At 70.0% G+C, this 26,354-nt stretch carries 19 protein-coding genes; 12 read left to right on the top strand and 7 right to left on the bottom strand.

The window, feature by feature from the left end; all coding sequences use genetic code 11:
* Positions 1–21 precede the first annotated feature (21 nt).
* Positions 22–3,891: an nSTAND1 domain-containing NTPase gene (locus ACFSJG_RS10665; protein ID WP_378485176.1), complete on the bottom strand. Its 3,870-nt coding sequence runs from the start codon at positions 3,889–3,891 to the stop codon at positions 22–24.
* A 518-nt stretch (positions 3,892–4,409) separates the two neighbouring features.
* On the opposite strand from ACFSJG_RS10665, the gene ACFSJG_RS10660 reads away from it, so the two are divergent.
* From ACFSJG_RS10660 to ACFSJG_RS10635, 6 genes are read left to right on the top strand one after another with little or no spacing between them, the layout of a single operon-like run.
* Positions 4,410–5,993, top strand: coding sequence for a glycosyltransferase family 2 protein (locus ACFSJG_RS10660; RefSeq protein ID WP_378485175.1), 1,584 nt, complete (start codon positions 4,410–4,412; stop codon positions 5,991–5,993).
* Between the two features lie 11 nt (positions 5,994–6,004).
* A complete protein-coding gene (locus ACFSJG_RS10655; protein WP_378485174.1) occupies positions 6,005–8,017 on the top strand; it encodes an acyltransferase family protein in 2,013 nt (670 codons plus the stop codon).
* On the top strand, positions 8,017–8,958 hold the full coding sequence (locus tag ACFSJG_RS10650) for a glycoside hydrolase family 26 protein (RefSeq protein WP_378485173.1): 942 nt from the start codon (positions 8,017–8,019) through the stop codon (positions 8,956–8,958). Before ACFSJG_RS10655 ends, ACFSJG_RS10650 begins: the two co-directional genes overlap by 1 nt.
* Positions 8,959–8,972: 14 nt before the next feature.
* Positions 8,973–10,271 carry a UDP-glucose dehydrogenase family protein gene (locus tag ACFSJG_RS10645; RefSeq protein ID WP_378485172.1) on the top strand — a complete coding sequence of 433 codons (1,299 nt, stop codon included), beginning with the start codon at positions 8,973–8,975 and terminating at the stop codon, positions 10,269–10,271.
* A complete protein-coding gene (locus tag ACFSJG_RS10640) occupies positions 10,268–11,248 on the top strand; it encodes a UTP--glucose-1-phosphate uridylyltransferase (RefSeq protein WP_378485171.1) in 981 nt (326 codons plus the stop codon). The genes ACFSJG_RS10645 and ACFSJG_RS10640 overlap by 4 nt, the downstream gene beginning before the upstream one ends.
* Positions 11,249–11,295: 47 nt before the next feature.
* Positions 11,296–11,724 carry a WhiB family transcriptional regulator gene (locus ACFSJG_RS10635; protein WP_378485170.1) on the top strand — a complete coding sequence of 143 codons (429 nt, stop codon included), beginning with the start codon at positions 11,296–11,298 and terminating at the stop codon, positions 11,722–11,724.
* Here ACFSJG_RS10635 and ACFSJG_RS10630 read toward each other — a convergent pair.
* Positions 11,669–12,181 carry an Lrp/AsnC family transcriptional regulator gene (locus tag ACFSJG_RS10630; RefSeq protein ID WP_378485169.1) on the bottom strand — a complete coding sequence of 171 codons (513 nt, stop codon included), beginning with the start codon at positions 12,179–12,181 and terminating at the stop codon, positions 11,669–11,671. The genes ACFSJG_RS10635 and ACFSJG_RS10630 overlap by 56 nt on opposite strands.
* 151 nt (positions 12,182–12,332) lie before the next feature.
* Here ACFSJG_RS10630 and ACFSJG_RS10625 point away from each other — a divergent pair, with 151 nt between their 5' ends.
* Both ACFSJG_RS10625 and ACFSJG_RS10620 read left to right on the top strand, forming a co-directional pair.
* A complete protein-coding gene (locus ACFSJG_RS10625) occupies positions 12,333–15,809 on the top strand; it encodes an indolepyruvate ferredoxin oxidoreductase family protein (RefSeq protein WP_378485168.1) in 3,477 nt (1,158 codons plus the stop codon).
* A 40-nt stretch (positions 15,810–15,849) separates the two neighbouring features.
* Positions 15,850–16,038, top strand: a complete 189-nt coding sequence (locus ACFSJG_RS10620; RefSeq protein WP_378485167.1) for a hypothetical protein — start codon at positions 15,850–15,852, stop codon at positions 16,036–16,038.
* On the opposite strand, the gene ACFSJG_RS10615 is transcribed toward ACFSJG_RS10620, so the two are convergent.
* Both ACFSJG_RS10615 and ACFSJG_RS10610 read right to left on the bottom strand, forming a co-directional pair.
* Positions 16,011–17,561: an AMP-binding protein gene (locus ACFSJG_RS10615; protein WP_378485166.1), complete on the bottom strand. Its 1,551-nt coding sequence runs from the start codon at positions 17,559–17,561 to the stop codon at positions 16,011–16,013. The genes ACFSJG_RS10620 and ACFSJG_RS10615 overlap by 28 nt on opposite strands.
* A gap of 114 nt (positions 17,562–17,675) precedes the next feature.
* Positions 17,676–19,472: an acyl-CoA dehydrogenase gene (locus ACFSJG_RS10610; protein ID WP_378485165.1), complete on the bottom strand. Its 1,797-nt coding sequence runs from the start codon at positions 19,470–19,472 to the stop codon at positions 17,676–17,678.
* 91 nt (positions 19,473–19,563) lie between these two features.
* Between ACFSJG_RS10610 and ACFSJG_RS10605 the strand changes: the two genes are divergently transcribed.
* The 3 genes from ACFSJG_RS10605 (at position 19,564) to ACFSJG_RS10595 (ending at position 22,417) form a co-directional block, all read left to right on the top strand.
* On the top strand, positions 19,564–20,238 hold the full coding sequence (locus ACFSJG_RS10605) for a TetR/AcrR family transcriptional regulator (protein ID WP_378485164.1): 675 nt from the start codon (positions 19,564–19,566) through the stop codon (positions 20,236–20,238).
* A gap of 10 nt (positions 20,239–20,248) precedes the next feature.
* Entirely contained in the window at positions 20,249–21,250 is a 1,002-nt protein-coding gene (locus ACFSJG_RS10600) for an acrylyl-CoA reductase family protein (protein ID WP_378485163.1), read from the top strand.
* 249 nt (positions 21,251–21,499) lie between these two features.
* The gene (locus tag ACFSJG_RS10595) at positions 21,500–22,417 is read left to right on the top strand and encodes an amidohydrolase family protein (protein WP_378485162.1); all 918 of its coding nucleotides are present in this window, start codon (positions 21,500–21,502) and stop codon (positions 22,415–22,417) included.
* A 33-nt stretch (positions 22,418–22,450) separates the two neighbouring features.
* Here ACFSJG_RS10595 and ACFSJG_RS10590 read toward each other — a convergent pair whose 3' ends face one another.
* From ACFSJG_RS10590 to ald, 3 genes are all read right to left on the bottom strand, one after another.
* The gene (locus ACFSJG_RS10590) at positions 22,451–23,059 is read right to left on the bottom strand and encodes a ribonuclease H family protein (RefSeq protein WP_378485161.1); all 609 of its coding nucleotides are present in this window, start codon (positions 23,057–23,059) and stop codon (positions 22,451–22,453) included.
* Between the two features lie 77 nt (positions 23,060–23,136).
* Positions 23,137–23,937 (bottom strand): crotonase/enoyl-CoA hydratase family protein, encoded by an 801-nt coding sequence (locus ACFSJG_RS10585; protein ID WP_378485160.1) that lies wholly within the window; start codon positions 23,935–23,937, stop codon positions 23,137–23,139.
* 51 nt (positions 23,938–23,988) lie between these two features.
* Positions 23,989–25,059 (bottom strand): alanine dehydrogenase, encoded by a 1,071-nt coding sequence (gene ald, locus ACFSJG_RS10580; protein WP_378485159.1) that lies wholly within the window; start codon positions 25,057–25,059, stop codon positions 23,989–23,991.
* A 187-nt stretch (positions 25,060–25,246) separates the two neighbouring features.
* Here ald and ACFSJG_RS10575 point away from each other — a divergent pair, with 187 nt between their 5' ends.
* Positions 25,247–26,302 (top strand): serine hydrolase domain-containing protein, encoded by a 1,056-nt coding sequence (locus ACFSJG_RS10575; RefSeq protein ID WP_378485158.1) that lies wholly within the window; start codon positions 25,247–25,249, stop codon positions 26,300–26,302.
* Positions 26,303–26,354: the final 52 nt, after the last annotated feature.

The following is a 26,354-nucleotide window of genomic DNA, read 5'->3' as shown; positions in this document are numbered from 1 at the left end:
GGGCGCACCGACGCGCGGCGATCAGTCACAGGGCGGCCGGTACGGGAGGTTCGGCAGCACCTGCGACCACTGCTCCTCGGTGAGGGTTCCGTCGGTCGCCGCACACATCCGGTCGGCCACCCGATCGCTGTCCAGTTCGAGCGAGCGCACCGCACCGCCTTCCCCGGCCGCGAACAACCGATCGCTCGCCGGGTCGAACACCACTCGCCAGCGCACAGTGCCGTTGGGGACGATCGAGCGGCCGTCCACCGCGTGCTCCGAACCGTCGACGTCCCAGATCCGCACCGTCTGGTCGTCGCTCCCGCTCGCCAGCGTGCGGCCGTCCGGACTGAAGGCGACCGATCGCACGGTACTGGTGTGCCCGTGGAGAATCCGCTCGTTCCCGGCCGGATCGTCGAGGCTCCACAACCGCACGGTGCGGTCGTCGCCGCCACTCGCGACCGTCCGCCCGTCGGGTGCGAACGCCACCGAGTTCACCGCGCCGTCGTGTCCCTCCAGCGGAACGCCCGACGGCGACGCCATGTCCGGGTTCGACACGTCCCACAGACGGACCGTCTTGTCGCTGCTGCCGGCGGCGAGCGTCGAACCGTCCGGGCTGAACGCGACCGCGTTCACCCACCCCGCGGCACCGGTCAGCGGGGACCCGACGCGGGTCGGACGGGTCCGGTCCTGCACCCGCCACAACTGCACGGACAGGTCGTCGGCAGCGGTCGCGAGCAGTCCGCCGTCCGGGCTGAACGCGAGTTCGTGGGTGTAGCGGGCAGCGAGTTCCAGCGGCGGCCCGAGGGGCTCGGGCGCGGCGGCGGCCAGGTCCCACAGCTGCACCCGACCGCCTCCGATGCTCGACGTCGCGAGCGTCGCCCCGTCCGCGGCCAGCGCGATGTTCTCGATGCCCAGCCCGTCGAGCGACCGGAACCGCTGCCGGACCGTCGGCGTGCGACCGTCGCCGATGTCCCAGACGAGCACGGTCCCGTCGAGCGACCCCGTCGCCATCACCGATCCGGTGCCGTCGACGGCCGGGGTGGCGACGCGGCGCGTGTGCCCGGCGAGGACCGCGGCCGACAGGGTCCAGACCCGCACCACGCCGTCCTGCCCGCCGGTGATCACCGCGGACCCGTCTCGGGTGAAGTCGGCCGTGGTCAGTCCGCCGCTGCTGCCGACGAGCGGTCCACCGAGGTCGGTGGGACGGTCCGGGTCCGTGAGCCCCCATACGCGGGCGGTCCCGTCCCAGCTCGCCGACACCAGCGACTGACCGTCCGGGCTGAACGACACCGACCAGATGGCCCCTTCGTGCCCGATCAGCGGCGTGCTGCCCGGCGTCGGTGCACTCGGATCTTCGACCCGCCAGATCCTGGCGCTGTGGTCGTCGCTGCCCGTCGCGAGCAGCCGCCCGTCCGGACTGAACGCGACGGAGTGCACGGAGTCGGAACGCGCGCGCAGCGGCGGCCCCCACGGCACCGGCCGGCCGGACCCGATGCGCCACAACAGGGCGGTGCCGTCGTCGCTGCCGGTGGCGACCGTCCGCCCGTCCGGTGAGATCGCCACGGACCGCACGGGTGCGGTGTGCCCGGCGAGCGTGCCGAGCGGGACGACCGCGAGCGGGTTCCCGACGTCCCACAACCGGGCCGTGGAATCGTCGCCCGCGGTGGCGACCGTCCGCCCGTCCGGGCTGAACGCCACCATGTAGACCGCGCCGGTGTGCCCGGTGACCGGTCCGCCGATCGGCTTCGGCCGTTCGGGGTCGGCGACGTCCCACAGCCGCAGCGTCCCGTCGCCGCTGCCGCTGGCGAGGAGGGTGCCGTCCGGGCTGAACGCGACGCTGGTCACCCAGGAGGTGTGCCCGGTCAGCGGCACCCCCACCGAACGACCGGAAACCGGGTCCCACAGCCGGATGGACCTGTCGTAGCTGGCGGTCGCGACGATGCCGCTCGGCGCCACCGCCGTGTCGTACACGGCGCCGTCGTGGCCGGTCAGCGGACGTGCCAGCGGCGCGTTCTGACCGGCGAGCACCAGCGCGTGTGCCGTCGCGTCGTCCGGCCTCATGTCGGCGCCGGCCATCGACAACTGCGCCGACAACGACGGATCCGAGTTCTGGGCGCGCGCCGCCTGAGCCAGCACCTCGGCGAACTGCGCGTCGTCACGCTGCCGGTCGGATGCGGCCCGCTGGATCTGTCCGGTGATCGCGAGAACTGTCGCGACGACGGTGACGATCACGAGTGCGGCGACCATGCCGCCCTTCCACCGACGCGTCGCCCGGTCCTGCGCCCGCGCCGCCTCGACGAACTCTCGGGCCGCGGCCCCGACGTTCCCGGAGCCGTCCGACACCCAGGTCGTGGCCGAGTCGAGTCGCGGTCCGCGGTACAGCAGAGAAGGGTCACGGCCGCTGAGCAGCCATTCCTCGGCGTCCCGGTCGAGCCGCTGACGCAGCACCGCGTACGCGCGGTCCTCGTCGAGCCACTCCGCGAACCGCGGCCACGCCTCGAACACGGCCTCGTGGGTCAGCTCGACACCGGCCGCATCCCCCGTGACCAGCCGGGAGGCGGTCAGCGCGCCGAGTGCCGTCGTCGCGGCTCCGGTGTCCGAGAACACGTCGAGCAGCCGGTCACGGGACTGCCGTCGGCGCGTGTCGCGGCCGTCCTCGGACACGGTGACCAGGTTCAGCAGCATCTGCCGCGCCGCGTCGCGCTGGGGTGCGGTCAGCGTGGACCACATCTCCTCGGCGGTTCGCGCGACGGCGCCACGGACCCCGCCCACCGATTCGTACGCGGCGACGGTCAGGGTGCGGCCGGTGCGCGCGTTCCAGGTGGCGAGCATCGCGTGCCCGAGCAGGGGCAGCGCCCCGATGTGGCCCTGTGACGCCGTCCCGGCTCCGCTGCCGACGCCGAGGTCCCGCACGACGACGTCGACGAGGCCCGGTTCCACGTCGACCCCGACGAGGGTGGCGGGTCCGGTGACGGCGAGCGCGATCTCGTCGCGGGTCATCGCCCCGAGCACCATCTGATGGTGTTCGAGGCACCGCGCGAGGTCGGGGATCCGCAGGCAGTGCTCGTAGAAGTCGGCGCGGACGGCAGCGACGACCGCGTCGACCCGCTCACCGCGGTACCGGCGGTCGCGGGCGAGGGCGACGAGCCGCTCGACGAAACTGTCCCGCGCAGTTTCGTCGCCACACTGGGTGAACAGTTCCTCGAAGCGATCCACGACGAGGATGCAGGGACCACCCGGCCGCGATTCGAGTGCCGCGTCGAGGGCGGCCAGCGGGTCGCGGCCGGGTGAGAGCTCGATCGCCGACCGCTCCGGGGCGAGCGCCGGCAGCAGCCCGGCGTGCAGCAGCGACGACTTGCCTGCCCCGGACGCCCCGACCACGAACGTCATCGCGAGTTCGTCGGTGTCGTCGAGCACCTTCGCCAGCAGCGCCGCGGTCGCGCGGCCCCGGCCGAAGAACAACGCGCTGTCGTCGGGACCGAACGCCGCGAGACCGCGATAGGGGCTGGGGATCTCCCCCGCCACCTCGGGTGGTGGCGTCGCGGCGGTCGTGGGAGCCGACGCGATGGGGTTGCTCCGTTGCGCCCGCTCCCAGAGGGCCTGCCACCGGTGCAGCGAGTACAGGCCGTCGACGGGCGGCTCCGGTGCCCGAGTGCGGGCCGCCGCGACGAGGACGCGCAGGGCCGCGGCGAGTCCGTCGAAACGCGCGGGGACGTTCTTTCCGCTGCGCCAGTCGGAAAGGCGCTGAGCGGAAACGAACGACGTGCGTCGGGTGTCCGTCGTGACGATCGTGGAATTCGCCCGATCGGCAAGTCTCTTGAGAACGGGCCGGCCCGCCAGTTCGTACAGGAGCGCGAATCTGGCGGCGAACTGAACCCTTGGATTCTCACTGTCCGGGTGGGTGTCCATGTGGGCTCCGAAATTCGAGTGGTCCGCGCCCTCACGAAGGAGGCGCGCGCAGTTGTTATTCCAGACCGGACGGCGTTTGCCCAGGGGTCTGAGACCGACGTCACGAATCCGCACCTGGGCGCGGATTCCGCGGTCGCCGGACCGCGTCCGGACCGGACGGAACTTTGTGCGCCGTCAACTGCGACAACGCTCCGACCATGCGATCAAGCCCCGCGTGACGGCCGGCCCGCCGCCGATACTTGGCGCATTGCACGACGGATCCGGTGGCCTCGGGCCCCGGAGGGGTGGCGTGCAATTCGTGAATCCGCCGGAGAGATCGCCGCTCCCTCGCAGCGCATTTCTCCGGCGGATTCACCCACACCATTTCTTCTCAGAAGGGTCGGGGGATGACGGCGACCACCATCGAATTACGCCCGGAAGTCGATTCGACACGAATTCCGGAAGGCCCTGTTTCGCCACCGGACGATTCCGAGCTCTACGCATATCTCGGTCCGCAACGCCGTTGGGTGCAGGTGTGCATGACCGTCGCGTTCGGGCTGGCCGCGCTCAGCCTCGCGCGCTTCGCCGCCAACAGCGTGTGGCTGTGGCCGCTGCTGGCCGTACTGGCCGTGAACATCTGCGGATCGGTGATCTCCGCGCTGTCCGGGTGGAACCGGCGCCGGATCTCGGCCGACTCGCACCGCCGCACGGTCGAGACCTGGGCGCGACAGAACCCCGTCGGACCGTCCGTCGACGTCTTCCTCCCGACGTGCGGCGAGGATCTCGACGTCCTCCGCAACACCTACCACCACGTCGAGCGCATGCTCTGGTCCGGCGAGCTCACGGTGTGGGTCCTCGACGACGCCGACCGACCCGAAGTGGCGGCCGAGGCCCGCGCGCACGGCTTCCGGTACCTGGTCCGCCCCAACCGCGGACACATGAAGAAGGCAGGCAACCTGCAGCACGCGTACGACAGCACGGACGGCGAGTTCATCGTCGTGCTCGACGCCGACTTCTGCCCGCGTCCCGACTTCCTCGACCACCTCGTCCCCTACATGGACGATCCGAAGGTCGGCATCGTGCAGAGCCCCCAGTACTTCGACACCTCGCCGTCGATGAACTGGCTCGAACGCACCGCGGGCGCGACCCAGGAGCTGTTCTACCGGTGGGTGCAGCCGTCCCGGGACGCCGCAGGCGCGCCGATCTGCGTCGGCACCTGCGCCGTCTACCGCCGGGCTGCTCTCGCCGCCACCGGGGGCTTCGCCCAGATCGAGCACAGCGAGGACGTCCACACCGGCATCTTCCTGCTCCGCGCCGGCTTCGCGACACAGTACGTCCCGATCCTGGTGTCGAAGGGACTGTGCCCGTCCGACACGGCCGGGTTCCTCAACCAGCAGTACCGGTGGTGCAACGGGTCCATCACCCTGTTGCGCAGCGGCAACGCGCATCGGCATCCGCTGAGCCTCCGGCAGCGGATCTGCTTCTGGGCCGGATTCATGTACTACATCTCGACAGCGATCAACGTCTTCGCGATCCACATCCCGGGCGTCATCATGGCCGTCTTCGTCCCCCTCGAGGTCCGCGCCGCCCACTTCGTCCCGTTCCTGGCCGGTGCCTGGGTGTACTTCGTGCTGCTGCCGCGGGTGTCGAAGTCGACGTGGCGGTTCGAGGTCATGCGGGTGCAGATGGCGTACAGCTTCTGCCACGCGCTCGCCATCACCCACAAACTGACCGGACGCACCAAGGGCTGGGTCGCGACGGGCGCCGTCGGGAAGAAGAGCTCCCTGGCCCGGACGATCAGCATCCTCGGGTCCGTGACGATCGCCGTCGGGCTCGTCGCGTCCTGGGGAGCGTGGGGGTACGACGTCGTCCACTACGGCGTCACCGAGTTCTGGATGATGGCGATCTTCCTCCTCGGCTACACGTACCTGTCGCTGCCGCTGCTCGTGGCGTTCCTGCGCACCCTCGAGGTGATCGGCCCGCCGCGGCGGCCCGCGGCCCCTGCCGTCGCGGCGACGGAGAACCGGATCAGCGGCTACGAGGCCGTCGCGTACACCCTCGTCATCGTCCTGCTCGCCGTCGTCGCGCTCGGCGGCTTCGACCTGATGCTTCCGTGGCTCTGAGGGGGACCGTCATGACCACGACACTCACCCAGCCCACAGCGCCTGCGGACGGCGCGCCCCGATCGCGATTCCGCACCGACATCGAGGGACTGCGCGCGATCGCCGTCCTCGGAGTCGTCCTGTTCCACGCCGGGGTCCCGACCGTCACGGGGGGCTTCGTCGGCGTGGACGTCTTCTTCGTGATCTCCGGCTTCCTCATCACCGGGCTCCTGATCCGGGAACACGAACGCACCGGCCGGATCCGATTGGGCGCGTTCTACGCCCGCCGCGCCCGCCGCCTCCTGCCGCCCGCGGCACTGGTGATCGCCGCGTCCGCGGTCGCCATCTGGTTCGTGCTCCCCCTGCTCGGGGTGTTCCGCTCCGCCTTCGACCTGCTGGCCGCACTGTTCTACGTGTCGAACTGGCGGTTCATCGCACAGGGCAACGACTACCTGGCGGCATCCTCTGATCACAGTGTCGCGCTGCACTTCTGGTCGCTCGCCGTCGAGGAGCAGTTCTACCTGGTGTGGCCTGCGCTGCTGATCGGCGTGTTCTGGGTCGCCCGGCGGGTCCGTTGGTCGCCGCGCACCGCGACCGTCGCGGCCGTGGGCGCGGTGACCGCCGGCTCGTTCGCGGCATCCCTGTGGCTGACGTACACGAACTCCGGTCTGGCATACATGGCGACGTACACCCGGGCATGGCAGTTCGGGGCCGGTGCACTCCTCGCGCTCGGCGGGACCTGGCTCGCCTCCAGAACGTTCGCCGCCGATGCGGTCGGGTTCGTCGGCCTGCTCTCCGTGCTGGCCTCGATGGTCGTGTTCGGTTCCCACACCCCGTACCCGGGCTGGGCAGCGGTCGTGCCGACGCTCGGCACGGTCGCCCTGATCGCGGCCGGCCCGAGATCGGTGTCCGGACAACTCCTGTCGACCCCGCCGCTCCGGATCATCGGACGGTGGTCGTACTCCTGGTACCTGTGGCACTGGCCGGTCCTGGTGGTGGCCGAGGCGTACCTCGGCGAGCTGGGCTGGCCGGCGAAGCTGGCTCTCTCGGGAGTCTCCCTCGCACTCGCCGCCGCGACGTACCTGCTGGTGGAGGCGCCGCTGATGCGGTCGCGGGACCTGCAGTCGCGGATGCCTGCCGCGGCCGCGGTCGGGTTGACCGCGACCGTCGTCGCCGCCGCAGTCGTACTCGCCACCGGGACGCGGGCGGTGGACGAGCTGAGCACCGGCGCACAGGCCCCGACCGCGGCGAGCTTCTCGCAGGTGTTCGGGACCTCGACCACCGCGAACTCCGGTGCCGTGAATCCCGTACCCATCGATGCACGCGCCGACATCCCGGAACGCGCCGACTGCTTGCTGGACCGCACGTCCACGCAGCCCGACTGCACGTTCGGGGTCAGCGGTGGGACCCCCGTCGTGCTGTTCGGCGACAGCCATGCGCACCAGTGGCAGCCCACGTTGCAGGTGCTCGCCGAGCAACGAGGCTGGGAACTCACCGTGATCGCCCAGTCCGGATGCCCGGTGCCGGACATCGCGCCCCGCGCCGGCGAGTCGGCCCGGTTCTCGCAGTCGCACTGCACCGACTGGCGCGCCGAACAGATCGACCGCATCGTCGCGATGCGTCCGAGCCTGATCGTGCTGTCGTCCCTCAACATGTACATCCCACAGCACGACGAACTGCTGAGCGCCTGGGCGGCGAGCCTGGACCGACTCCGGGACTCGGGTGCACGCATTACCTACATCCGGGACACCCCGTACCCGGGAAGCGATGTACCCGAGTGCATCTCGTCCGCTCTGGACGACTGGGCGGCGTGCTCGTTCTCGGCGTCCGACCGGGTGGACCCGGTGATCGCGGGCACCACCTCGGGTCACCTGTCCGGGGTCTCCGTCGTCGATCTGAACGGCTACCTGTGCGACGGAAACGACTGCGCTGCAGTCCGCAACGGGACGCTGCTCTACCGGGACGAATCGCACCTGTCGGCGACCGCGGCTCGCCTTCTGGCTCCCGCACTGTCCGATGCCCTCGACAGTCAGGGGATCCGGTGATGTCGCGGCGGTCCGCGTTGCTGACGCTCGGGGGAGCAGCGGTGGGCGGGGCCGTGCTCGGTACCGCACTCTCTCGCCTCTCGGGCAACGTGGGGCCTCGACTGTTCGGGGTCTCCGCGACCGGGACGTCGCCGGCGAGCGCCGACCACGCAGGCCGGATCGGCGCCACCCTCGGCCGCACGGTGGACGTCGTCAGCCTGTTCGACGCCTGGGAGTGGCGAAACCCCTTCCCCACCGCAGCGGTCACCGCGATCCGGGAGATGGGCGCAACCCCGGAGATCACCTGGGAGCCCTGGCATCCCGCACGAGGTGCGGAGCAGTGCGCGTACCGACTCGGTGCACTCGCCGACCACGAGCCGTACGTTCGCGAGTGGGCGCGCGCAGCGGCAGGCACAGACGGGGACGTGCTGCTCCGATTCGGTCACGAGATGAACAGCGACTGGTACCCGTGGTCCGTCACGGTCAACCGTGGGTCTCCGGACCTCTTCGTCGAGACGTGGCGATGGCTGCACGGGGTGTTCGCCGAGGAGGGCGCCACCAACGTCCGGTGGGTGTGGTGTCCCAACATCGTGCACCCGGACCACCCCACGCTCCTCGCGGCCTGCTATCCCGGCAGCGACGTGGTGGACGTGACCGCGGTGGACGGCTACAGTGCCGCCGAGTACGGCACCGCGCACCTGTCCCCGGAGGGGGTCTTCGGTCCCACCTTCGCGGCCATCGACGCCATCGACGACTCGAAACCGTTGTGGATCAACGAGACCGGCTGCGCTCCCGGACCCGACAAGAACGACTGGATCACCGGCCTCGTGGACTACCTGAGCACGACCCGCGTCAGCGGGCTGGTGTGGTTCGAAATCGACGACGCCGAGAAGCCCGACTGGCGGCTCACCAGTACGCCCGCCACTACCGCCACCGCACGACACGCTCTGAGAATCTGGTGAAAGGTGTTGCACCCATGAGAATGACAGTGATCGGCACCGGCTATCTCGGAGCCACCCACGCCGCCTGCATGGCGGAACTCGGACACGACGTCCTCGGTGTCGACGTCGACCCCGGACGGATCGCGAAACTGGAGTCCGGAGAGGTCCCCTTCTTCGAACCCGGGCTCGCGGAGGTGTTGCGCCGCAACATCGACCTCGGCCGCCTGACGTTCACCTCCTCCTACGAGGAGGCCGCCGCCTGGGGTGACGTGCACTTCATCGCCGTCGGGACACCACAGAAGAAGGGCGACCTGGGAGCCGACCTCCGCCACGTCGACGCTGTCGTCGACCACCTGGTCCCGAGGCTCGGCGGGGACGCCGTCCTGTTCGGCAAGTCGACGGTGCCGGTCGGCACGTCCGAACGGCTCGCGGAGCGGGCGAACGCGCTCGCGTCGGGAATCGACGTCGAGATCAGCTGGAATCCCGAGTTTCTGCGCGAAGGGTATGCGGTCGCGGACACCCTGCATCCCGACCGAGTGGTGCTCGGCGTCGTCCCGGGCGGGCGCGCAGAACAGGTGGCCCGCGAGGTGTACGGCCCACTGATCGAGGAGGGAATCCCGTTCCTCGTCACCGATCGGGCCACCGCAGAACTCGTGAAGGTGTCCGCCAACGCCTTTCTCGCCACCAAGATCTCGTTCATCAACGCGGTCGCCGAGGTGTGCGAGGCCGCGGGCGCCGACGTCTCCGCGCTGGCCGAGGCGATCGGTCACGACCCCCGCATCGGTCGCCAGTTCCTCAACGCCGGACTCGGATTCGGCGGCGGATGCCTGCCGAAGGACATCCGGGCGTTCATGGCACGTGCCGGCGAACTCGGTGCCGATCAGGCGCTGACCTTCCTGCGCGAGGTGGACAGTGTGAACATGCGGCGCCGCGGTCGCATCGTCGATATTGCCCGCGACGCCTGCGGATCGCTCCTCGGTGCCCGCATCGCCGTCCTCGGCGCGGCGTTCAAACCGAACTCCGACGACGTCCGAGACTCACCGGCACTGAATGTCGCAGGGCAGCTTCAGCTTCAGGGCGCAACCGTCACCGTCTACGACCCCAAAGCCGCGGACAACTCCCGTCGGGTGTTCCCGACCCTCGACTACGCGTCCTCGGCGATGGACGCGTGCGAGGGCGCGGACGCCGTCCTCGTCCTGACCGAGTGGCCCGAGTTCGTGCACCTCGACCCGCGCGCGGTCGCCGCGGTGACCCGCGGCAGAACCGTGGTCGACGGCCGCCTGTGCCTCGATCGGCAACGCTGGCAGACGGCGGGATGGGAGTACCGGTCATGACCGCTACACACATCGGCACCGCCGGCGCCACACGAATCGGCACCGCGATCGTTCCAGCCGCCGGCCTGGGCACCCGCTTCCTCCCCGCGACGAAGTCCGTGCCGAAGGAGTTGCTGCCCGTGGTGGACACTCCCGCAATCGAACTCGTCGCGGGCGAGGCCGCCGAGGCGGGGGCCGACCGGCTGGTGATCGTGACGTCCGCAGGCAAGGACGGGGTGGTCGCCCACTTCGCGGAGGACGCGGCGTTGGAGAGCAGGCTGCGTGCGGGCGGTAAGACGCACCTGGTGGAGAAGGTCCGCCGCGCGCAGGGGCTGCTGTCCGTCGAGTCGGTGATCCAGGAGGAACCCCGCGGGCTCGGACACGCTGTCGCGTGCGCGGAATCGGTCCTGCGGGACGACGAGGATGCGATCGCGGTATTGCTGCCGGACGACCTGGTGATGCCGCGCGGCGTCCTGGAGACCATGTCCCGGGCACGGGCAGAGCGTGGCGGCAGCGTGCTGTGCGCGATCGACGTTCCCAAGGACCAGATCAGCGCCTACGGCGTCTTCGACGTCGTCGCTGCTCAGGGAAACGGCGACGATGCCGAGGGTGATCTCGACGTCCTCCGGGTGGTGGGGATGGTCGAGAAGCCGGACGTCGAGGACGCCCCGTCCACGCTCGCGGCGGCCGGGCGATACGTCCTCGACAGGGCCATCTTCGACGCGCTACGCCGGACGCCGCCGGGCAAGGGCGGGGAACTGCAGCTGACCGACGCGATCGCCCTGTTGATCGACGAGGGCCATCCGGTGCACGTGGTGGTGCATCGCGGCGATCGGCACGATCTCGGGAACCCGGGCGGATACCTGCGTGCCGCGGTGGACTTCGCGCTGTCGCACGACGAGTACGGCCCGCCTCTGCGCCGGTGGCTCGACGAAAGGCTGGACCGGGGAGCCGGGACGTTCGGCCCTGGTGCCGGCGACGCCGACCCACGAGAGTGAGGTGAGCCCGCACTCGCCGCGGGGCCACCGACAACGAGGAGCCACTGGTGGGAACCGCGATCCCGCGACCGGACGACGACGCGAGCTGGTGGGTCGACCCGGGTCGGCCCTGCGCGCGGACTCCCGAGTCGTGGTGGTTCCCGCCGGCCCGCACGTCCCGGATCGTGACCGCCCGGATCGCCGCGCTGTGCGTCGGGTGCCCGGTGCGGGCCCAGTGCGCGGACGACGCCCGGACCTGCGACGACCGCTACGGCATCCGTGCCGGCGTGGACCTCCAGCACGTCGCCGACCCGGACCGGAGGGTCGTGCTCCACCGGATCGCACACTCGCCTGCGCCGAACTGCGAGCCGGTCGCGGTGGGCAGGCCGGGATTCCGCCGAGCGCCCGTACAGCTGATCGCGCCGGCCGAGAGCGACACGGTCAGCGCTCCTCTTGTCCACCTGCCGCAGACCGGCCGTGCCCTGCCTGGTGGGTGATGTGGTCGATCAGGGGCTGCGTGCGGTACTTGATTCCCGTGGTCAGGACCAGGGTGGTCGAGGTGTGTGCGACTCCGTCGATGCCGAGGATCCGTTCGAGGACGTGCAGCAGATCCTCGTGTGAGGGGGCCGCGATGCGGATCAGCAGGTCCTCGCGGCCGGTGGTGGTGTGCGCCTCGAGGACCTCGGGGACGTCGCGCAGTTCCTCGAGGACGGCTTTGATCCTGCCCTGCACGGTCTCGGCGCCGACGAACGCCAGCACCGGAAGGCCCAGCGTGGGGAGGTCGATATCCGGCCGGTAGCCCGACACCACCCCGGTCTCCTCGAGCCGCCGCATCCGGGACGCGACGGTGTTGCGGGCGACGCCGAGCCGGGCGGCGAGATCCATGATCTGCGCCCGCGGATCGGCGGTGAGCAGTTCCAGCAGTGCGGCGTCGAGCTCGTCGATACTGATCACGGTGCTAGCCCCTCCGTCGTGATGCGGGTCACAACTGAGCATACTGCCACGCTGATCGGCCAACTATTGACGCGGACGACACCTCATTTCATCCTTGCTGCACCTCAGGAACGCATTTCGTCGCCACCGCCACCAGCAAAGGTGCCGCAACATGACCGAACTCGCCGACCGCCCGTCCGTCGCGAGACCGTACGACCTCGACGACCGGTACCGGCCCGGAACGGGCCCGGTGCTCCTGACCGGAGTCCAGGCCATCGCGCGCCTCCTCGTCGAGCAGCACGTGCGGGACCTGCGGTCCGGCCACCGGGTCGGAACGTTCGTCTCCGGCTACCAGGGCAGCCCCCTCGGCACCGTCGACAAGATGCTGTCGGGGATGCCGGACGTGCTCGCCGAACACGACATCACCTTCGTCCCCGGACTCAACGAGGAACTCGCCGCGACCTCCGTGTGGGGCAGCCAGGCCGACCTGAGCGCCTTCGGCGGCACCGCAACCCACGACGGCGTCGTCGGCGTCTGGTACGGCAAGGGGCCCGGCGTGGACCGGGCCACCGACGCTCTGCGGCACGCGAACATGTACGGCGTCAGCGCGCGCGGCGGCATGCTGCTCCTCGTCGGCGACGACCCGGCCTCGAAGTCGTCCACCGTGCCCGCCGTCAGCGAACGGTCGCTGGCCGCCATGGGCATTCCGGTCCTGTTCCCGCGCAATGCCGCCGAGATCGTCACCATGGGCATGCACGGGATCGCGCTGTCCCGGGCGTCGGGCTGCGTCGTCGCCCTGAAGATCGTCGCCGACGTCGCCGACGGCGCCTGGAGCATCGACGGCACCCTCTCCGACCTCGACATCACCGTCCCCGGAGTCGAGTGGGAGGGACGCCCCTTCACCTACCTGCAGCGTCCGATGGCCGCGCCGACCGACAGCATCATCGCCGAAGCCGACCTGCACGGCCCTCGCACCGCACTGGTCCGCGCGTACGCCGACGCCAACCGACTCGACGTCGTCGAGGTGGACCCGCGGTCGGCGCGGATCGGATTCGCCGCCACCGGAACCACCTTCGACGCCCTGCGTCAGGCGTTGGTCGACCTCGGCGTCGACGAACCGGCGATGCACCGCGCCGGAATCCGGTTGCTGCGCATCGGCATGCCGACCCCCCTCGCCGCCGAACGGGTCCTCGAGTTCGCTGCCGGTCTCGAACGCCTCGTTGTGGTCGAGGACAAGGTTGCATTCGTCGAGACCCAGATCCGGGAGATCCTCTACGGCACCGACAGCACGCCGCAGATCCTCGGCAAGCGGGACGCGGACGGGCGGCCCCTGATGCCGATGGACGGTGAGCTGACCGCAGGCCGGTTGGCCGGACCGCTGCGCCGCGTGCTCCGCGGCGTCGTGGAGACGACGCGCGCACTGCCGCCGCAGCTGTCGCTGGAGGTGCTGCCCACCAATCGGACCCCGTACTTCTGCAGCGGCTGTCCGCACAACCGGTCCACGGCACTCCCCGAGGGGTCGATCGGTGGCGGCGGCATCGGCTGCCACACCATGGTCACCCTGTCGGACCGCGAGGACAGCAAGGTCACCGGCCTGACCCAGATGGGCGGCGAGGGCACCCAGTGGATCGGGCAGGCCCCGTTCACGGACATCCCGCACATGTTCCAGAACGTCGGCGACGGCACGTTCTTCCACTCCGGACAGCTCGCCGTCCAGGCGTGCGTCTCCGCGGGCGTCAACATCACCTACAAGCTGCTGTACAACGAGGTCGTCGCGATGACCGGCGCCCAGGACGCGCAGGGCATGCTGACGGTGCCGCAGCTGACCCACAAGCTGACGACCGAGGGCGTCAAGAAGATCGTCATCTGCGCCGACGAGCCCGAGCGGCACAACAGGAAGCAACTCGCCAAGGGCACGTTGCTGTGGCACCGCGACCGACTGGACGAGGCGCAGCGCATGCTCCGCGAGATCGACGGCGTGACGGTGCTGATCTACGACCAGCACTGCGCCGCCGACGCGCGCCGACAGCGCAAGCGCGGCACCCTCCCCCAACGCACGACACGTGTCGTCATCAACGAGGCGGTGTGCGAGGGCTGCGGCGACTGCGGCACCAAGTCGAACTGCCTGTCGGTGCAGCCGGTGGAGACGGAGTTCGGCCGCAAGACGCGGATCGACCAGACGTCCTGCAACACCGACTACTCCTGCCTCGACGGCGACTGCCCCTCCTTCGTCACTGTCGAGCAGGCGCCGGCGAAAGCGAAGGCCGGGAAGGCCAAGTCCGCCAAGAAGTCCCATCCGACACCGCCCGCGGTTCCGGACCCCACGCGGAGCGCGCCGACCGGAACCCAGAACGTGTACCTGGTCGGCATCGGCGGCACCGGCATCGTCACCGTGAACCAGGTGCTCGGCACCGCGGCCCTGCGCGCCGGCTACGAGGTGGAGTCGCTCGACCAGATCGGCCTGAGCCAGAAGGCCGGCCCCGTCGTCTCGCACCTGCGTTTCGGCACCGGCACACTGGAGCCGTCGAACCGGCTCACCCCGGGCAGCGCAGACGCGATCCTGGCGTTCGACCTGCTCACCACCGCGACTCCGAAGAACCTCTCGTTCGGCGATCCCTCGTCGACGGTCACGGTCGCGTCGACCAGCCGGACCCCGACCGGAGCGATGGTGTACGACAAGGGTGTTCGCTACCCCGAGGAGCAGCAGCTGCTGGACCGGGTCGGCGCCGTGTCCCGGACGGTGTCCTCGTTCGACGCGCTCGCCGCCGCACAGGAGCTGTTCGGCAACACGACATCCGCGAACTTCCTGCTGATCGGCGCTGCATACCAGTCGGGTGGACTGCGCATCCCGGCCGACGCGATCGAGGAGGCCATCGGCATCAACGGGGTCTCCGTCGCCACCAACCTCGCGGCCTTCCGCTGGGGACGCGTCGCCGTCGCCGACCCGGATGCGTTTCACGCCGCCACCGAGCACACGCCGCGGGCACCGAAAGCCGTTCCTGCGCAACTGCTGTCCGGGACAACGCTGGACGGTGAGGTCCGTCGCCTCGTCGGGCTGCGCGCCGCGGATCTGGTCGACTTCCAGTCCGAGAAGGTTGCCCTGCGGTATGTCCTCGCGGTGCAGGCGATCTGGGAGGCCGAGCGGGCCGTCACCGAACGCACGGACTTCAGCGAGGCGGTGGCCCGCGGCCTGCACAAGTTCACCGCGTACAAGGACGAGTACGAGGTGGCGCGCCTGCTCGTCGACCCCGAGTTCCTCGCGGACGTCGAGTCGCAGGTCGCCGGCGGTACCCGCCTGACGTACAAGCTGCACCCGCCCGCGCTGCGCGCCCTGGGCCGTAAGAAGAAGATCGGGTTCGCACCGAAGTCGCACGGGGCACTCAAGCTCCTTGCGAAGGGCAAGGTGCTCCGCGGCACGAAGCTCGACCCCTTCGGCTACGCCCACGTACGCCGAGTCGAGCGGGAACTGTTGGCGCACTATACCGAGACGGTGCGCGAGCTGGCGGCGACGCTGACCGTCGAGTCGTACGACCGGGCCGTCGAGATCGCGGCACTGCCGGACCTGGTACGCGGCTACGAGTCCGTCAAGCTCGGCAACGTCGAGACCTACCGCGCCCGCCTCCGCGAGCTCGGCGTCACCACGCCCTGACCCACCCCCGCCCCGAACCACAACCCACCCATGGCTGAAAGTGGCTTTCATCTCGCTGATGCGCATGAAAGCCACTTTCAGCCATATCAATCCGCAGGCGACTCTCCGCATCCCCTTCCGGCTGAACGTGGCGTCCATCTCGTTGAAACGAATGAACGCCGCGTTCAGCCAGTGGTGGTGGGTGCCGGATGAGGTGAAGGGTCAGCGGGTGGTGGGTGCGGAGACGTAGCGCGCCCGCAGCTGGTGCTTGACCAGCTTTCCGGTGGGCGTACGCGGCAGCGAGTCGGTGAAGTCGATGCTACGGGGTGCCTTGTAGTGCGCGACCCGCTCACGGACGTACTCCATGAGCTCTGCGGCAAGTTGGTCGCTCGGCTCCGTGCCCGGCTCCAACTGGACGACCGCCTTGACCTCCTCGCCCATCTCCTCGTTCGGCACCCCGATGACGGCCGCGTCGAAGACCAGCGGGTGCAGCGTCAGGACGTTCTCCGTCTCCTGCGGGTAGATGTTGACGCCGCCGGAGATGATCATGAACGCGGCCCGGTCCGTGAGGAACAGGAAGCGGTCCTCGTCCAGGTAGCCGATGTCGCCGCTGGTGGTCCACGTCGGATGGTCGGGGTGCGTCGCCTCCTTCGTCTTCTCGGGGGCGTTGTGGTACTCGAACGGGTGCTCGTCGCGTTCCCACCACACGGTTCCGATCTCCCCGGTCGGCAGTTCCACGCCGTCGTCGCCGCAGATGTGCACGATGCCGAGCACGCCGTCGTGGCCGACGGATCCGGGCTTCGCGAGGGCCTGCTCGCTGTTGATGAACGTGGCGCCGGACCCCTCGGTGGAGGCGTAGTACTCGTTGATCACCGGACCCCACCACTCGATCATCGACCGCTTGACCTCGGGCGGACACGGGGCCGCGGCGTGCACCGCGACCTTCATGCTGGAGACGTCGTACCGGTCGCGAACCTCGGCGGGCAGCTTGAGCATGCGCACGAACATCGTCGGCACCCACTGGCTCGCGGTGACGCGGTAGCGCTGGATGAGGTCGAGTGCCTGCTCGGCGTCGAACCGGTCCATCAGGATCACGGTGCCGCCGACGGACGTGATCGTACCGACGAAGCGCAGGGGCGCAGCGTGATAGAGCGGCGCGGGGCACAGGTACACGGTGTCGGCGTCGAACCCGTACAGCGGCGCGAACACCGCGGTGTAGGGGTCGGGAGTGTCGTGCACCTGACCGCCCGTCAGCTTCGGCTTGATGCCCTTGGGGCGGCCGGTGGTGCCGGACGAGTACAGCATGTCCTGGCCGCGCGGCTGGTCGGTGAGTGGTGACGCGTCGTACGCGGCGAGGGTCTGCTCGTAGTCCGCGAAACCGTCGAGTGCGCCGCCGAAGACGAGACGGCTGGTGACGTTCGGGAAGGCGTCGGGGGCAAGGTCGATCGCGTCGGCGACGTCAGCGGACACGATGAGGGTGCTCGCTCCGCAGTCGTTGACGACGTAGGCCGCTTCCGCGGGCGTGAGGTGCCAGTTGACGACGGTGATGTAGAGCCCGGACCGAACGGCCGCCCAGTACACCTCGAGCACCCTCAGGTCGTTCCCGGAGATCAGGGCCAGGTGGTCGCCGAGCTTCGCACCGGCTGCGCGCAGATACTTGGCGAGGCGCGTGGACCGCTCGTCGAGCTCGCGATACGTCAGTTGCTCGCCGGTGGCGGGCCGGATGATCGCCGGCTTGTCGGGCGTGCTGTCGACAAAGTTCCCCACGTACACGAGCGCCTCCTGAAGTGAACGTCAATTCTCAGTCGTTCATACCCCAGGAGGCGGCTCGCGTGGGTCGTTTCCCAATCAAATGACCCGACGGGTCGGATCATGGCCGCCGAAGCGTCAGAACCAGGCCGGGTCGACGTCGAGCAGTGTCCGGTCGAGGCTGTCCAGCAGGTCCAGCTGCGGACCGGTCCGGGGCAGCTCGTACCGGAAGAAGTACCGGGCCGCGGCCCGCTTGCCGTCGTAGAAGTCGCCCTCGGAGCCCTCGGCGGCGAGCAGTTGCTCCAGCCAGATCCACGCCACCACCATGTGCCCGAAGACCTCGAGGTAGGTGGACGAGTTCGCCAGTGCGACCTCGGGATCACCCGTACCCCAGAGCTTTCCGGTGGTCGCGGCCACGCGGCCCACGACGGCGCCGAGGAGGTCCGCGTACTCGGCCGCCGCCCCGCCGACGGCGTTCGCCCGCGCGATCGTCGCCCCCATCGTCTCGGCCAGCAGGGCGAGGCCGGAGCCGCCGCCCATCGTGACCTTTCGGCCGAGCAGGTCGAGCCCCTGGATGCCGTGCGTGCCCTCGTGGATCGGGTTCAGACGGTTGTCCCGGTAGAACTGCTCGACGTCGTAGTCGCGGGTGTAGCCGTAGCCGCCGTGCACCTGGATGGCGAGACTGTTCGCCTCGAGACACCACTGCGACGGCCAGCTCTTCACGATCGGGGTCAGGGTGTCGAGCAGCAGCGCGGCCCGCGAGGCCTCCTCGCCCTCCGCCGTCTCCTGGTCGTCGAAGAGCTTCGCGCAGTACAGACCGAGCGCCATCGCGCCCTCGACGTACGCCTTCTGCGCCAACAGCATTCGGCGCACGTCGGCGTGCCTGTCGATCCGGACCGGCGCGGACGACGGATCCTTGTCACCCGCGGCGCGGCCCTGGGTGCGGGTGGCGGCGTACTCCACCGACTGCAGGTAGCCCGCGTAGCCGAGTGAGATCGCGAGGAATCCGACACCGATCCGGGCCTCGTTCATCATGTGGAACATGTACGACAGGCCCTTGTTCTCCTCGCCGACCAGGTAGCCGACCGCCCCGGCCTCACCGCCGGGAGTGTGGGTGCCGTCGCCGAAGTTCAACAGCGTGTTCGTGGTGCCCCGGTTGCCCATCTTGTGGTTGAGGCCGACGAGTGTGACGTCGTTGCGCTCGCCTAGGGAGCCGTCCTCCTCGACCAGCTTCTTCGGCACCACGAACAGCGAGATCCCCTTGACGCCGGCCGGCGAGCCGGGAACCTTCGCAAGCACCAGGTGGACGATGTTCTCGGTCAGCTCGTGGTCGCCGCCCGAGATCCACATCTTGGTGCCGGTGAGCCGATAGGTGCCGTCGTCCTGGCGCACGGCCTTGGTGGTGATGTCGGCGAGCGAGGAACCCGCCTGCGGCTCGGACAGGCACATGGTGCCGAAGAACCGACCCTCGAGGATGGGCCGTACGAAGGTGTCGATCTGCTGCTCGCTGCCGTGTGCTACGAGGAGGTTCGCGTTGCCCACCGACAGGAACGGGTACGACGACGTGCTCGCGTTGGCCGCCTGGAACCACGCCATCGAGGCGCGCGCCAGCACCGCGGGCAGCTGCATGCCGCCGAGCGACTCGTCGAACTGTCCGGCGACGAGCCCGGCGTCGGCGAACACCTTCAGCGCCTCGGCGACCTCGGGGATCATCTCGACGCTGCCGTCGGCGCGCATGTGCGGCTCGTTCGCGTCGGCCTTCTTGTTGTGCGGGGCGAAGTGCTTGACCGCGATGTCCGCACTGAGGTCGAGGACCGCGTCGAACGTCTCGCGGGAGTGCTCGGCGAAACGCTTGCGTTCGGTGAGGGAGGTGACGTCGAGCCACTCGTAGAGCAGGAAGTCGAGGTCGCGACGGGACAGCGGTGCGGTGGTCATTTCGGGACACCTTCCTTTACTAAGCGCTCACTTAGTAGACCGTCGGTGGTGCATGATGTCAAGGCATCGCACCACCCGCAGAGAGGCTCCCATGAGCAAGCCATCCGCACCCGCGAGTTCTCTCGAGCGCGACGCACCCGAGGTGGACGTGCTGTTCACCGGCGTCACCTCGGATGTGGCGCGTCGCCTCATCGGGTCGGCCGTCGCGGCCTTCGCCGACCGCGGGTACCACGCGACCACCACCCGGCACATCTCCGAGGGCGCAGGCCTCAGCCCCGCCGCGCTGTACGTGCACTTCCCCTCCAAGGAGGCGATGCTGCACGAGGTGAGCCGCATCGGGCACATCGGCGTGCTCGACGCCATCCGCGCCGCGGCCGACCAGGCCGACACCCCGACCGACCGCATGCGCGCACTCGTGCGGACCTTCACCGCCTGGCACATCCGGTACCACACCGTCTGCCGGGTCGCGCAGTACGAGATCGGCGCGCTGACCGACGACCACTATCGGGAGATCGCCGACATCCGCAGGGAGACCGAGCATTTCGTCCGAGACGAGATCCAGTCCGGGGTCGACGCGGGCGACTTCACCGTCCCCTCGGTCCCGACCGCGGCACGCGCGATCCTGTCGATGGGAATCGACGTCGCCCGCTGGTACCAGCCCGGCAGGCGCACCGACCCCGACATCCTCGTCGAGCAGTACGCCGACCTCGCCGCGGCCATGCTCGGCGTCCCGGTCGCACACACACCGCCCGCCCCCACGTCCTAGTCTCGATTCCGTGACCCTCACCTTCACCGCCCTCGTCGCCCGCGAGTCCGACGGGGCCATCACCCTCACCGCCGACACCCTCGACGACAGCGCGCTACCCCCGGGCGAGGTGCTGATCCGCGTCGAGTACTCCAGCGTCAACTACAAGGACGCACTCGCCGTCACACCGCGCGGCGGTGTGGTCCGCGAGTACCCGATCGTTCCCGGCATCGACATCGCAGGCGAGGTCGTCGCCTCCGACTCCCCCGACGTCGCCGTCGGCGCGAAGGTCGTCGTGCACGGCTTCGACGTCGGCACCGCCCGGCACGGCGGCTACGCCGAGTACGCGCGCGTCCCCGCCGACCAGGTCGTCACGCTCACCTCGCTGACCACCCGCGAGGCCGCCCTCGTCGGCACCGCCGGGTTCACTGCTGCGCTGAGCGTGCAGGCCCTGCTCGACCGGGGCCTCACGCCGGACGACGGTGCCGTCGTGGTCACCGGCGCGTCCGGCGGTGTCGGCAGCGTCAGCGTCGACCTCCTGGCCGCCGCCGGGTTCGAGGTGGTCGCGTCGACCGGCAAGGAGTCCGCGCACGCGCTGCTCACGTCGCTCGGCGCCGCTCGCGTCATCGGGCGCCTGCCCGCCGACCCCGACGCGAAGCCGCGCCCGCTGGGCAAGGCACTGTGGGCCGCCGGCGTGGACTGCGTCGGCGGCGCCACCCTCGCGGACGTGCTGAGCACCGTGCAGTACGGCGGCGCGGTCGCCGCGAGCGGCCTCACCGGTGGCGCCGCGCTGCACACGACGGTGATGCCGTTCATCCTGCGCGGCGTCGACCTGCTCGGCATCGACTCTGTGCAGCTGCCGAACGACCGTCGGCGCGCGTTGTGGAGCCGGATCGAGTCGGACCTGCGTCCCCGGCACCTCGACGCCCTCACGGAGGAGGTCGCGGTGCGGGACGTCCCGGCGGCGCTGGATCGAATTCGCGGCGGCGGTCAGACCGGTCGCGCGGTGGTCAGGGTCGCGGGCGGGTTCTGACGGAGTCCCGCCGGGCCGGATGCCGGCCCGGCGGGTGCACTGCTCAGAGACCGAACGGCAGGGTTCCCGGCTGGAGGTAATAGCCGCTGCTACCTGCGGCGACGGTGCCCCAGGAGCCGAGAATCCAGTTGATCGCGTTGGTGATCATGCACGTTCCTCTCGTCGGTGTGTCAGTGATCATATTCAGGATCCCCCGCGCAGCCCGGCACCGTCGACCGACACTCCCACCGGTCGTGACAGGGTGGGGCCATGTGCGAATCCCACGACCTCGAATCGGCGGCCTCGGACGACCGTCAGGCCGACGTCGAGGCGGTCGTCCGCTTCCGCGCGGACCACGGCCTCGACCGGATCGTCGACGTCCACACCCACTTCATGCCGAAACGCGTGATGGACAAGGTCTGGGCGTACTTCGACTCGGCCGGTCCGCTGACCGGCGCGGTGTGGCCGATCCACTACCGGCACGACGAGGACGTCCGACTGGATCGGCTGCGGTCGTACGGGGTCTCCGCGTTCACGTCGATGATCTACCCGCACCGTCCCGACATGGCGGCGTGGCTGAACCAGTGGGCCGTCGAGTTCGCCGCCCGCAACCCCGACTGCCTGCACACCAGCACCTTCTACCCCGAGCCCGACGCGCCCGGCTACGTGGCCGACGCACTCGCGGCGGGGACACGGGTGTTCAAGTCGCACATCCAGGTTGGCGACTACGACCCGAACGACCCACTGCTCGACGAGGTGTGGGGGCAGATCCAGGACGCCGGGGTTCCGATCGTCATCCACTGCGGCTCCGGCCCCGCCCCGGGACGGTTCACCGGACCGGACCGGATCGAGAAGTTGATGGCCAGGTACCCGCGACTGCCGCTGATCATCGCGCACATGGGAATGCCGGAGTACGCGGCGTTCCTCGACCTGGCGGGCCGGTACGAGTCCGTTCTCCTCGACACGACGATGGCGTTCACCGACTTCATCGGGGACATGGCCCCGTCCGACCCCGCCGACGCGGACCGGCTGCGTGACCTCGGCGACCGGATCCTGTTCGGCAGCGACTTCCCGAACATCCCGTACCCGTACGTCCACGCCCTCGACGCCGTCGCCCGCCTCGGCATCGGTGACGACTGGGTGCGCGCCGTCTGCCACGACAACGCGGTGCGGGTGTTCGGGCTCTGACCGCCCGCGCCCGCCGGAAGCCGGCTCGGGGCGTCAGAAGAGCGTGAGTTCCTTGGAGTCGGCCGGCAGGTCGAACAACGTGGGCTCGGGCTCGGCTACGCGAGCAGGCCGGCGACGGATCTGCCGGGTCCTCTTCGCGGGGGACCCGGCGGCACCGGCAGGCGCGACGGCGCGGTCCACGACCGGACGCGGCGGCGGGGTGTGCGCGGCGGTCGCCGCGACGGCACGGGCCGCCTCACCGGCGAGCCGATCCGCTTCCTCGTTGTAGTGATTGCCGACGTGTCCTCGGACCCATCGGAACCGGACCGGTCCCGTCCGGGCGGCGAGGGCGTCGTCGATGTCGCGGATCAGGTCGACGTTCTTGACGGGGTCGCCGGAGGAGGTGCGCCAGCCCTTCTTCTTCCAGCCCTTGACCCATTCGGACGCGCACTTGATCGCGTACTGCGAGTCGGATTCGATCAGCAGCGGTTCGTCGCCCGGGTGGGCGAGGATCGCCTCGAGCAATGCACGCAACTCGGCGATCTGGTTGGTGCCCGACCGCTCACCACCCGACCGGCTCGGTCCGTGATGGTTGACCCAAGCCCAGCCGATCGCGCCACCTGGATTCCGCAGGCAGGAGCCGTCCGTACTGACGATGATCACGGACGCACACTTTACGGTGACGGGACGACAAAAGGTGCGGACGTGGCCAATCTCCCACCACCGTTTCGTGGATGGCGTCACTCCCCAGTGAAGACCGCCGGTCGCTTCTCCAGCATCGCCGCCACGGCCTCGTGATGGTCGCGGGTGTGATGTGCCAGCGCCTGCATCGCGGCGGACAGTTCCAGCAGCGATTCGAGGCTCTGGTGCTGCCCCTCACGGATCAGCTTCTTCGTCATCCGCAGCGCCTGCGGCGGGTTCACCGCGACCCGCTCCGCGAGTGCCCGCGCGGTCGGCAGCAGCTCGTCCGGTTCGACGACCCGCGACACGAGTCCCCAGTCGAGGGCGGTCTCCGCGTCGATCGCGTCGCCGGTGAAGGCCATCTCCGCGGCCCGCGCCAGCCCGACGGCCCGCGGAAGCAGCCAGGCTCCGCCGTCGCCGGGGATGATCCCGAGCTTGACGAAACTCTCGGCGAACTTCGCCGCCGTGGACGCCACCCGCATGTCGCACATGAGGGCGAGGTCGCAGCCGGCGCCGATCGCGGGCCCACCGACTGCGGCAATCACGGGAACCTCGCAGTGGTACAGCACCTTCGGGATGCGCTGGATGCCGCCTCGGTAACCGTCGCGCAGTTCGGCGGGGGCACCGCCGAACATGCCGACGCGGTCCCGCATGTGCTTGACGTTGCCGCCGGAGGAGAAGGCGGGGCCGTTCGCCGCGAGCACGACGACGCGGACCGTGCGGTCGGCGTTGACGGCGGCGACGGCGTCCTCGAACGCGGCGACCATGTCGGGTTCGGAGATGACGTTGCGGGTCTCGGGCCGGTTGAGGGTCCAGGTGACGATGTCGCCGTCCCTGCTGATCTCGATCGCGTCGCTCATGCCCTCACCCTAGGCACCTCCGGTGCCTGTGCGCCTTTTTGGTAGTGCGAGCTACCAGGAAGGCGCACAGGTGGCGGAGCCGCCTTGAGTGGCCAGGCCGGCGGCGAGACCGGGGTCGGCGGCGGTGGCGTCCCGCCAGCCGAGGTCGGCGAGCGCGACGGCGTACGGCAGCGTCGCGTTGGTCAGCGCGTAGGTGGAGGTGTGCGGGACCGCGCCGGGCATGTTCGCGACGCAGTAGAAGACGCTGTCGTGCACCCGGTACGTGGGGTCGGCGTGGGTGGTGGGACGGGTGTCCTCGAAGCAGCCGCCCTGGTCGACGGACACGTCCACCAGCACCGATCCGCGACGCATCCGTGACACCGCCTCGTTCGACACCAGCTTCGGGGCGCGCGCACCCGGGATCAACACGGTCCCGATCACCAGGTCGGCCTCGGTGACCGCCTGTTCGACGTCGTGCGCCGTCGAGACGATCGTCCGGACCCGACCGCGGTACTGCGTGTCCAGCTCGCGCAGCCGGGCGGGGTCGATGTCGAGGACGGTGACGGAGGCGTGCATGCCGACGGCCATCGCGGTCGCGTTCCGGCCGGCGACCCCGCCGCCGAGGACGACGACGTCTGCGGGCCGGACGCCCGGCACCCCGCCCATGAGGACGCCGGCACCGCCTCCGGGCGCCATCAGGTGGTAGGACCCGACCTGCGTGGCGAGCCGACCTGCCACCTCGCTCATCGGCGCCAGCAGCGGCAGCGAGCCGCCGGGCCCTCGGACCGTCTCGTACGCGATGGCGGTGGTGCCCGCCGCAAGCAGCGCATCGGTGCACTCCTGGGACGCCGCGAGGTGCAGGTACGCGAACAGCACCTGATCCGCGCGCAGCAGCGAATACTCCTCGCGAATCGGTTCTTTCACCTTGAGGACCAGGTCGCTGTCCTCCCACACGTCGGTGCGGTCGGGGGCGATCTCGGCGCCCGCCGCGCGGTAGTCGGAGTCGTACAGCGACGATCCGTCACCGGCGCCGGTCTCGACGAGCACCCGGTGCCCGTGCGCGACGAGTTCACGCACCCCGGCCGGGGTCAGGGCGACGCGGAACTCGTGGTCCTTGAGTTCGCGGGGGATCCCGATCCTCATGGTGGCCACCTCGATTCGGCGCAACCGGACGGCGCGGAGGGCGCCAACTCCAGTATGTGATCCCCGCGCGATCCGCCGGGCCTCCCACCAACAACTCTTTGGTCTCGATGCGGTGCGCGGTAACGCGGGCCGTTGTCGATCCGACAACAAACCGACCGTTGTCGTTTCTATGGGGGGAATTGTCTGCATGAGAAGGTCAGGAATCGTCGGAGCCTGCGTGATCGCGTTGACCGTGGGCATCGCACCGGGGGCCGGTGCGCTCGCTCCCTTCACCGGGACGGGCGACGCGGCACTGGCCGAGGCCGCCCGCCCGATCCTGGAGAGAGCACCCCACGACCAGGCGGGTGTCGCGTACATCGACGCCACCGGAGTCCGGTACGCCTACTTCGGTACCACCGAGGACTCCGAGTACGAGATCGGGTCGATCACAAAGACGTTCACCGCCGAGTTGTTCGCCGACGCCGTCGCCCGCGGCGAAGTCCGCGAGGACACCAAGGTCGGGGAACTTCTCCCGGTCGCCGGTACCCCGGTGGCCGACGTGGCGCTGGTCGAGCTGGCCGCGCACACGTCCGGCCTGCCGCAGTTCGCCATCGCCCCGAACATGGTGTTGGGCGGCATCCAATGGCAACTCGAAGGCAAGAACCCGTTCAGCTTCGACCGTGAGGAGCTCCTCGCCCACGCTCGCTGCGCGCCACTGCTGACGAGGGGCGCATTCGGGTACTCGACCCTCGGCTACGCCCTGCTCGGCGAGGCGGTCGCGGCGGCTGCCCACACCGACTACACGACGCTGCTGCGCGAGCGCATCGTCGAACCGCTCGGCATGAGCGACACCTGGCTGCCGCTCACCGCGAGCGACCTCCCTGCCGATGCGAGCACCGGCTTCGACGAGCAGGGCAGGCCGATGGACGCCTGGCCGATCGACGCCTACTCCCCTGCGGGCGGGCTCCGTTCCACAGTCCCCGATCTGACGCGCTACGCCCGGGCCCTGCTGGACGGAACCGCTCCCGGCGCCGAGGCGATGACCCCGCGCTGGGACCGGCCCTTCGGCGTGCGCAGCGCGATGTCGTGGGCGGTCATCTCACGCGACGGCCGCGAGTACACCGTGCACAGCGGCGGGACAGGCGGATTCGAGAGCGTCATCGTCCTGGACCGGGAAGCAGGCCGGGCGCTCGTCATCGCGACCAACAGGCTTGCAGGCCTCGAGAACGGCGCGTTCGACCTGCTGAAGACCCTGGGCGACTGATCGGTTGCCGAGGGCATGTCTCGCAATCCCTCTCGGATGCACCAGGTGCGCC

The sequence above is a fragment of the Rhodococcus gannanensis genome, from assembly GCF_042681175.1.
Taxonomy (GTDB): Bacteria; Actinomycetota; Actinomycetes; order Mycobacteriales; family Mycobacteriaceae; genus Rhodococcus_G; species Rhodococcus_G gannanensis.
The sequence above is the reverse complement of the archived record's forward strand: the minus strand, read 5'-3'. Positions and strand labels throughout refer to the sequence as shown.

Excerpts from the sequence above, each read along its gene's own strand:
- ACFSJG_RS10665 (WP_378485176.1), bottom strand. The coding sequence starts at position 3,891 with ATGGACACCCACCCGGACAGTGAGAATCCAAGGGTTCAGTTCGCCGCC.
- ACFSJG_RS10660 (WP_378485175.1), top strand. The coding sequence starts at position 4,410 with ATGACCGTCGCGTTCGGGCTGGCCGCGCTCAGCCTCGCGCGCTTCGCC.
- ACFSJG_RS10655 (WP_378485174.1), top strand. The coding sequence starts at position 6,005 with ATGACCACGACACTCACCCAGCCCACAGCGCCTGCGGACGGCGCGCCC.
- ACFSJG_RS10650 (WP_378485173.1), top strand. The coding sequence starts at position 8,017 with ATGTCGCGGCGGTCCGCGTTGCTGACGCTCGGGGGAGCAGCGGTGGGC.
- ACFSJG_RS10645 (WP_378485172.1), top strand. The coding sequence starts at position 8,973 with ATGAGAATGACAGTGATCGGCACCGGCTATCTCGGAGCCACCCACGCC.
- ACFSJG_RS10640 (WP_378485171.1), top strand. The coding sequence starts at position 10,268 with ATGACCGCTACACACATCGGCACCGCCGGCGCCACACGAATCGGCACC.
- ACFSJG_RS10625 (WP_378485168.1), top strand. The coding sequence starts at position 12,333 with ATGACCGAACTCGCCGACCGCCCGTCCGTCGCGAGACCGTACGACCTC.
- ACFSJG_RS10610 (WP_378485165.1), bottom strand. The coding sequence starts at position 19,472 with ATGACCACCGCACCGCTGTCCCGTCGCGACCTCGACTTCCTGCTCTAC.
- ACFSJG_RS10605 (WP_378485164.1), top strand. The coding sequence starts at position 19,564 with ATGAGCAAGCCATCCGCACCCGCGAGTTCTCTCGAGCGCGACGCACCC.
- ACFSJG_RS10595 (WP_378485162.1), top strand. The coding sequence starts at position 21,500 with ATGTGCGAATCCCACGACCTCGAATCGGCGGCCTCGGACGACCGTCAG.
- ACFSJG_RS10585 (WP_378485160.1), bottom strand. The coding sequence starts at position 23,937 with ATGAGCGACGCGATCGAGATCAGCAGGGACGGCGACATCGTCACCTGG.
- ald (WP_378485159.1), bottom strand. The coding sequence starts at position 25,059 with ATGAGGATCGGGATCCCCCGCGAACTCAAGGACCACGAGTTCCGCGTC.
- ACFSJG_RS10575 (WP_378485158.1), top strand. The coding sequence starts at position 25,247 with ATGAGAAGGTCAGGAATCGTCGGAGCCTGCGTGATCGCGTTGACCGTG.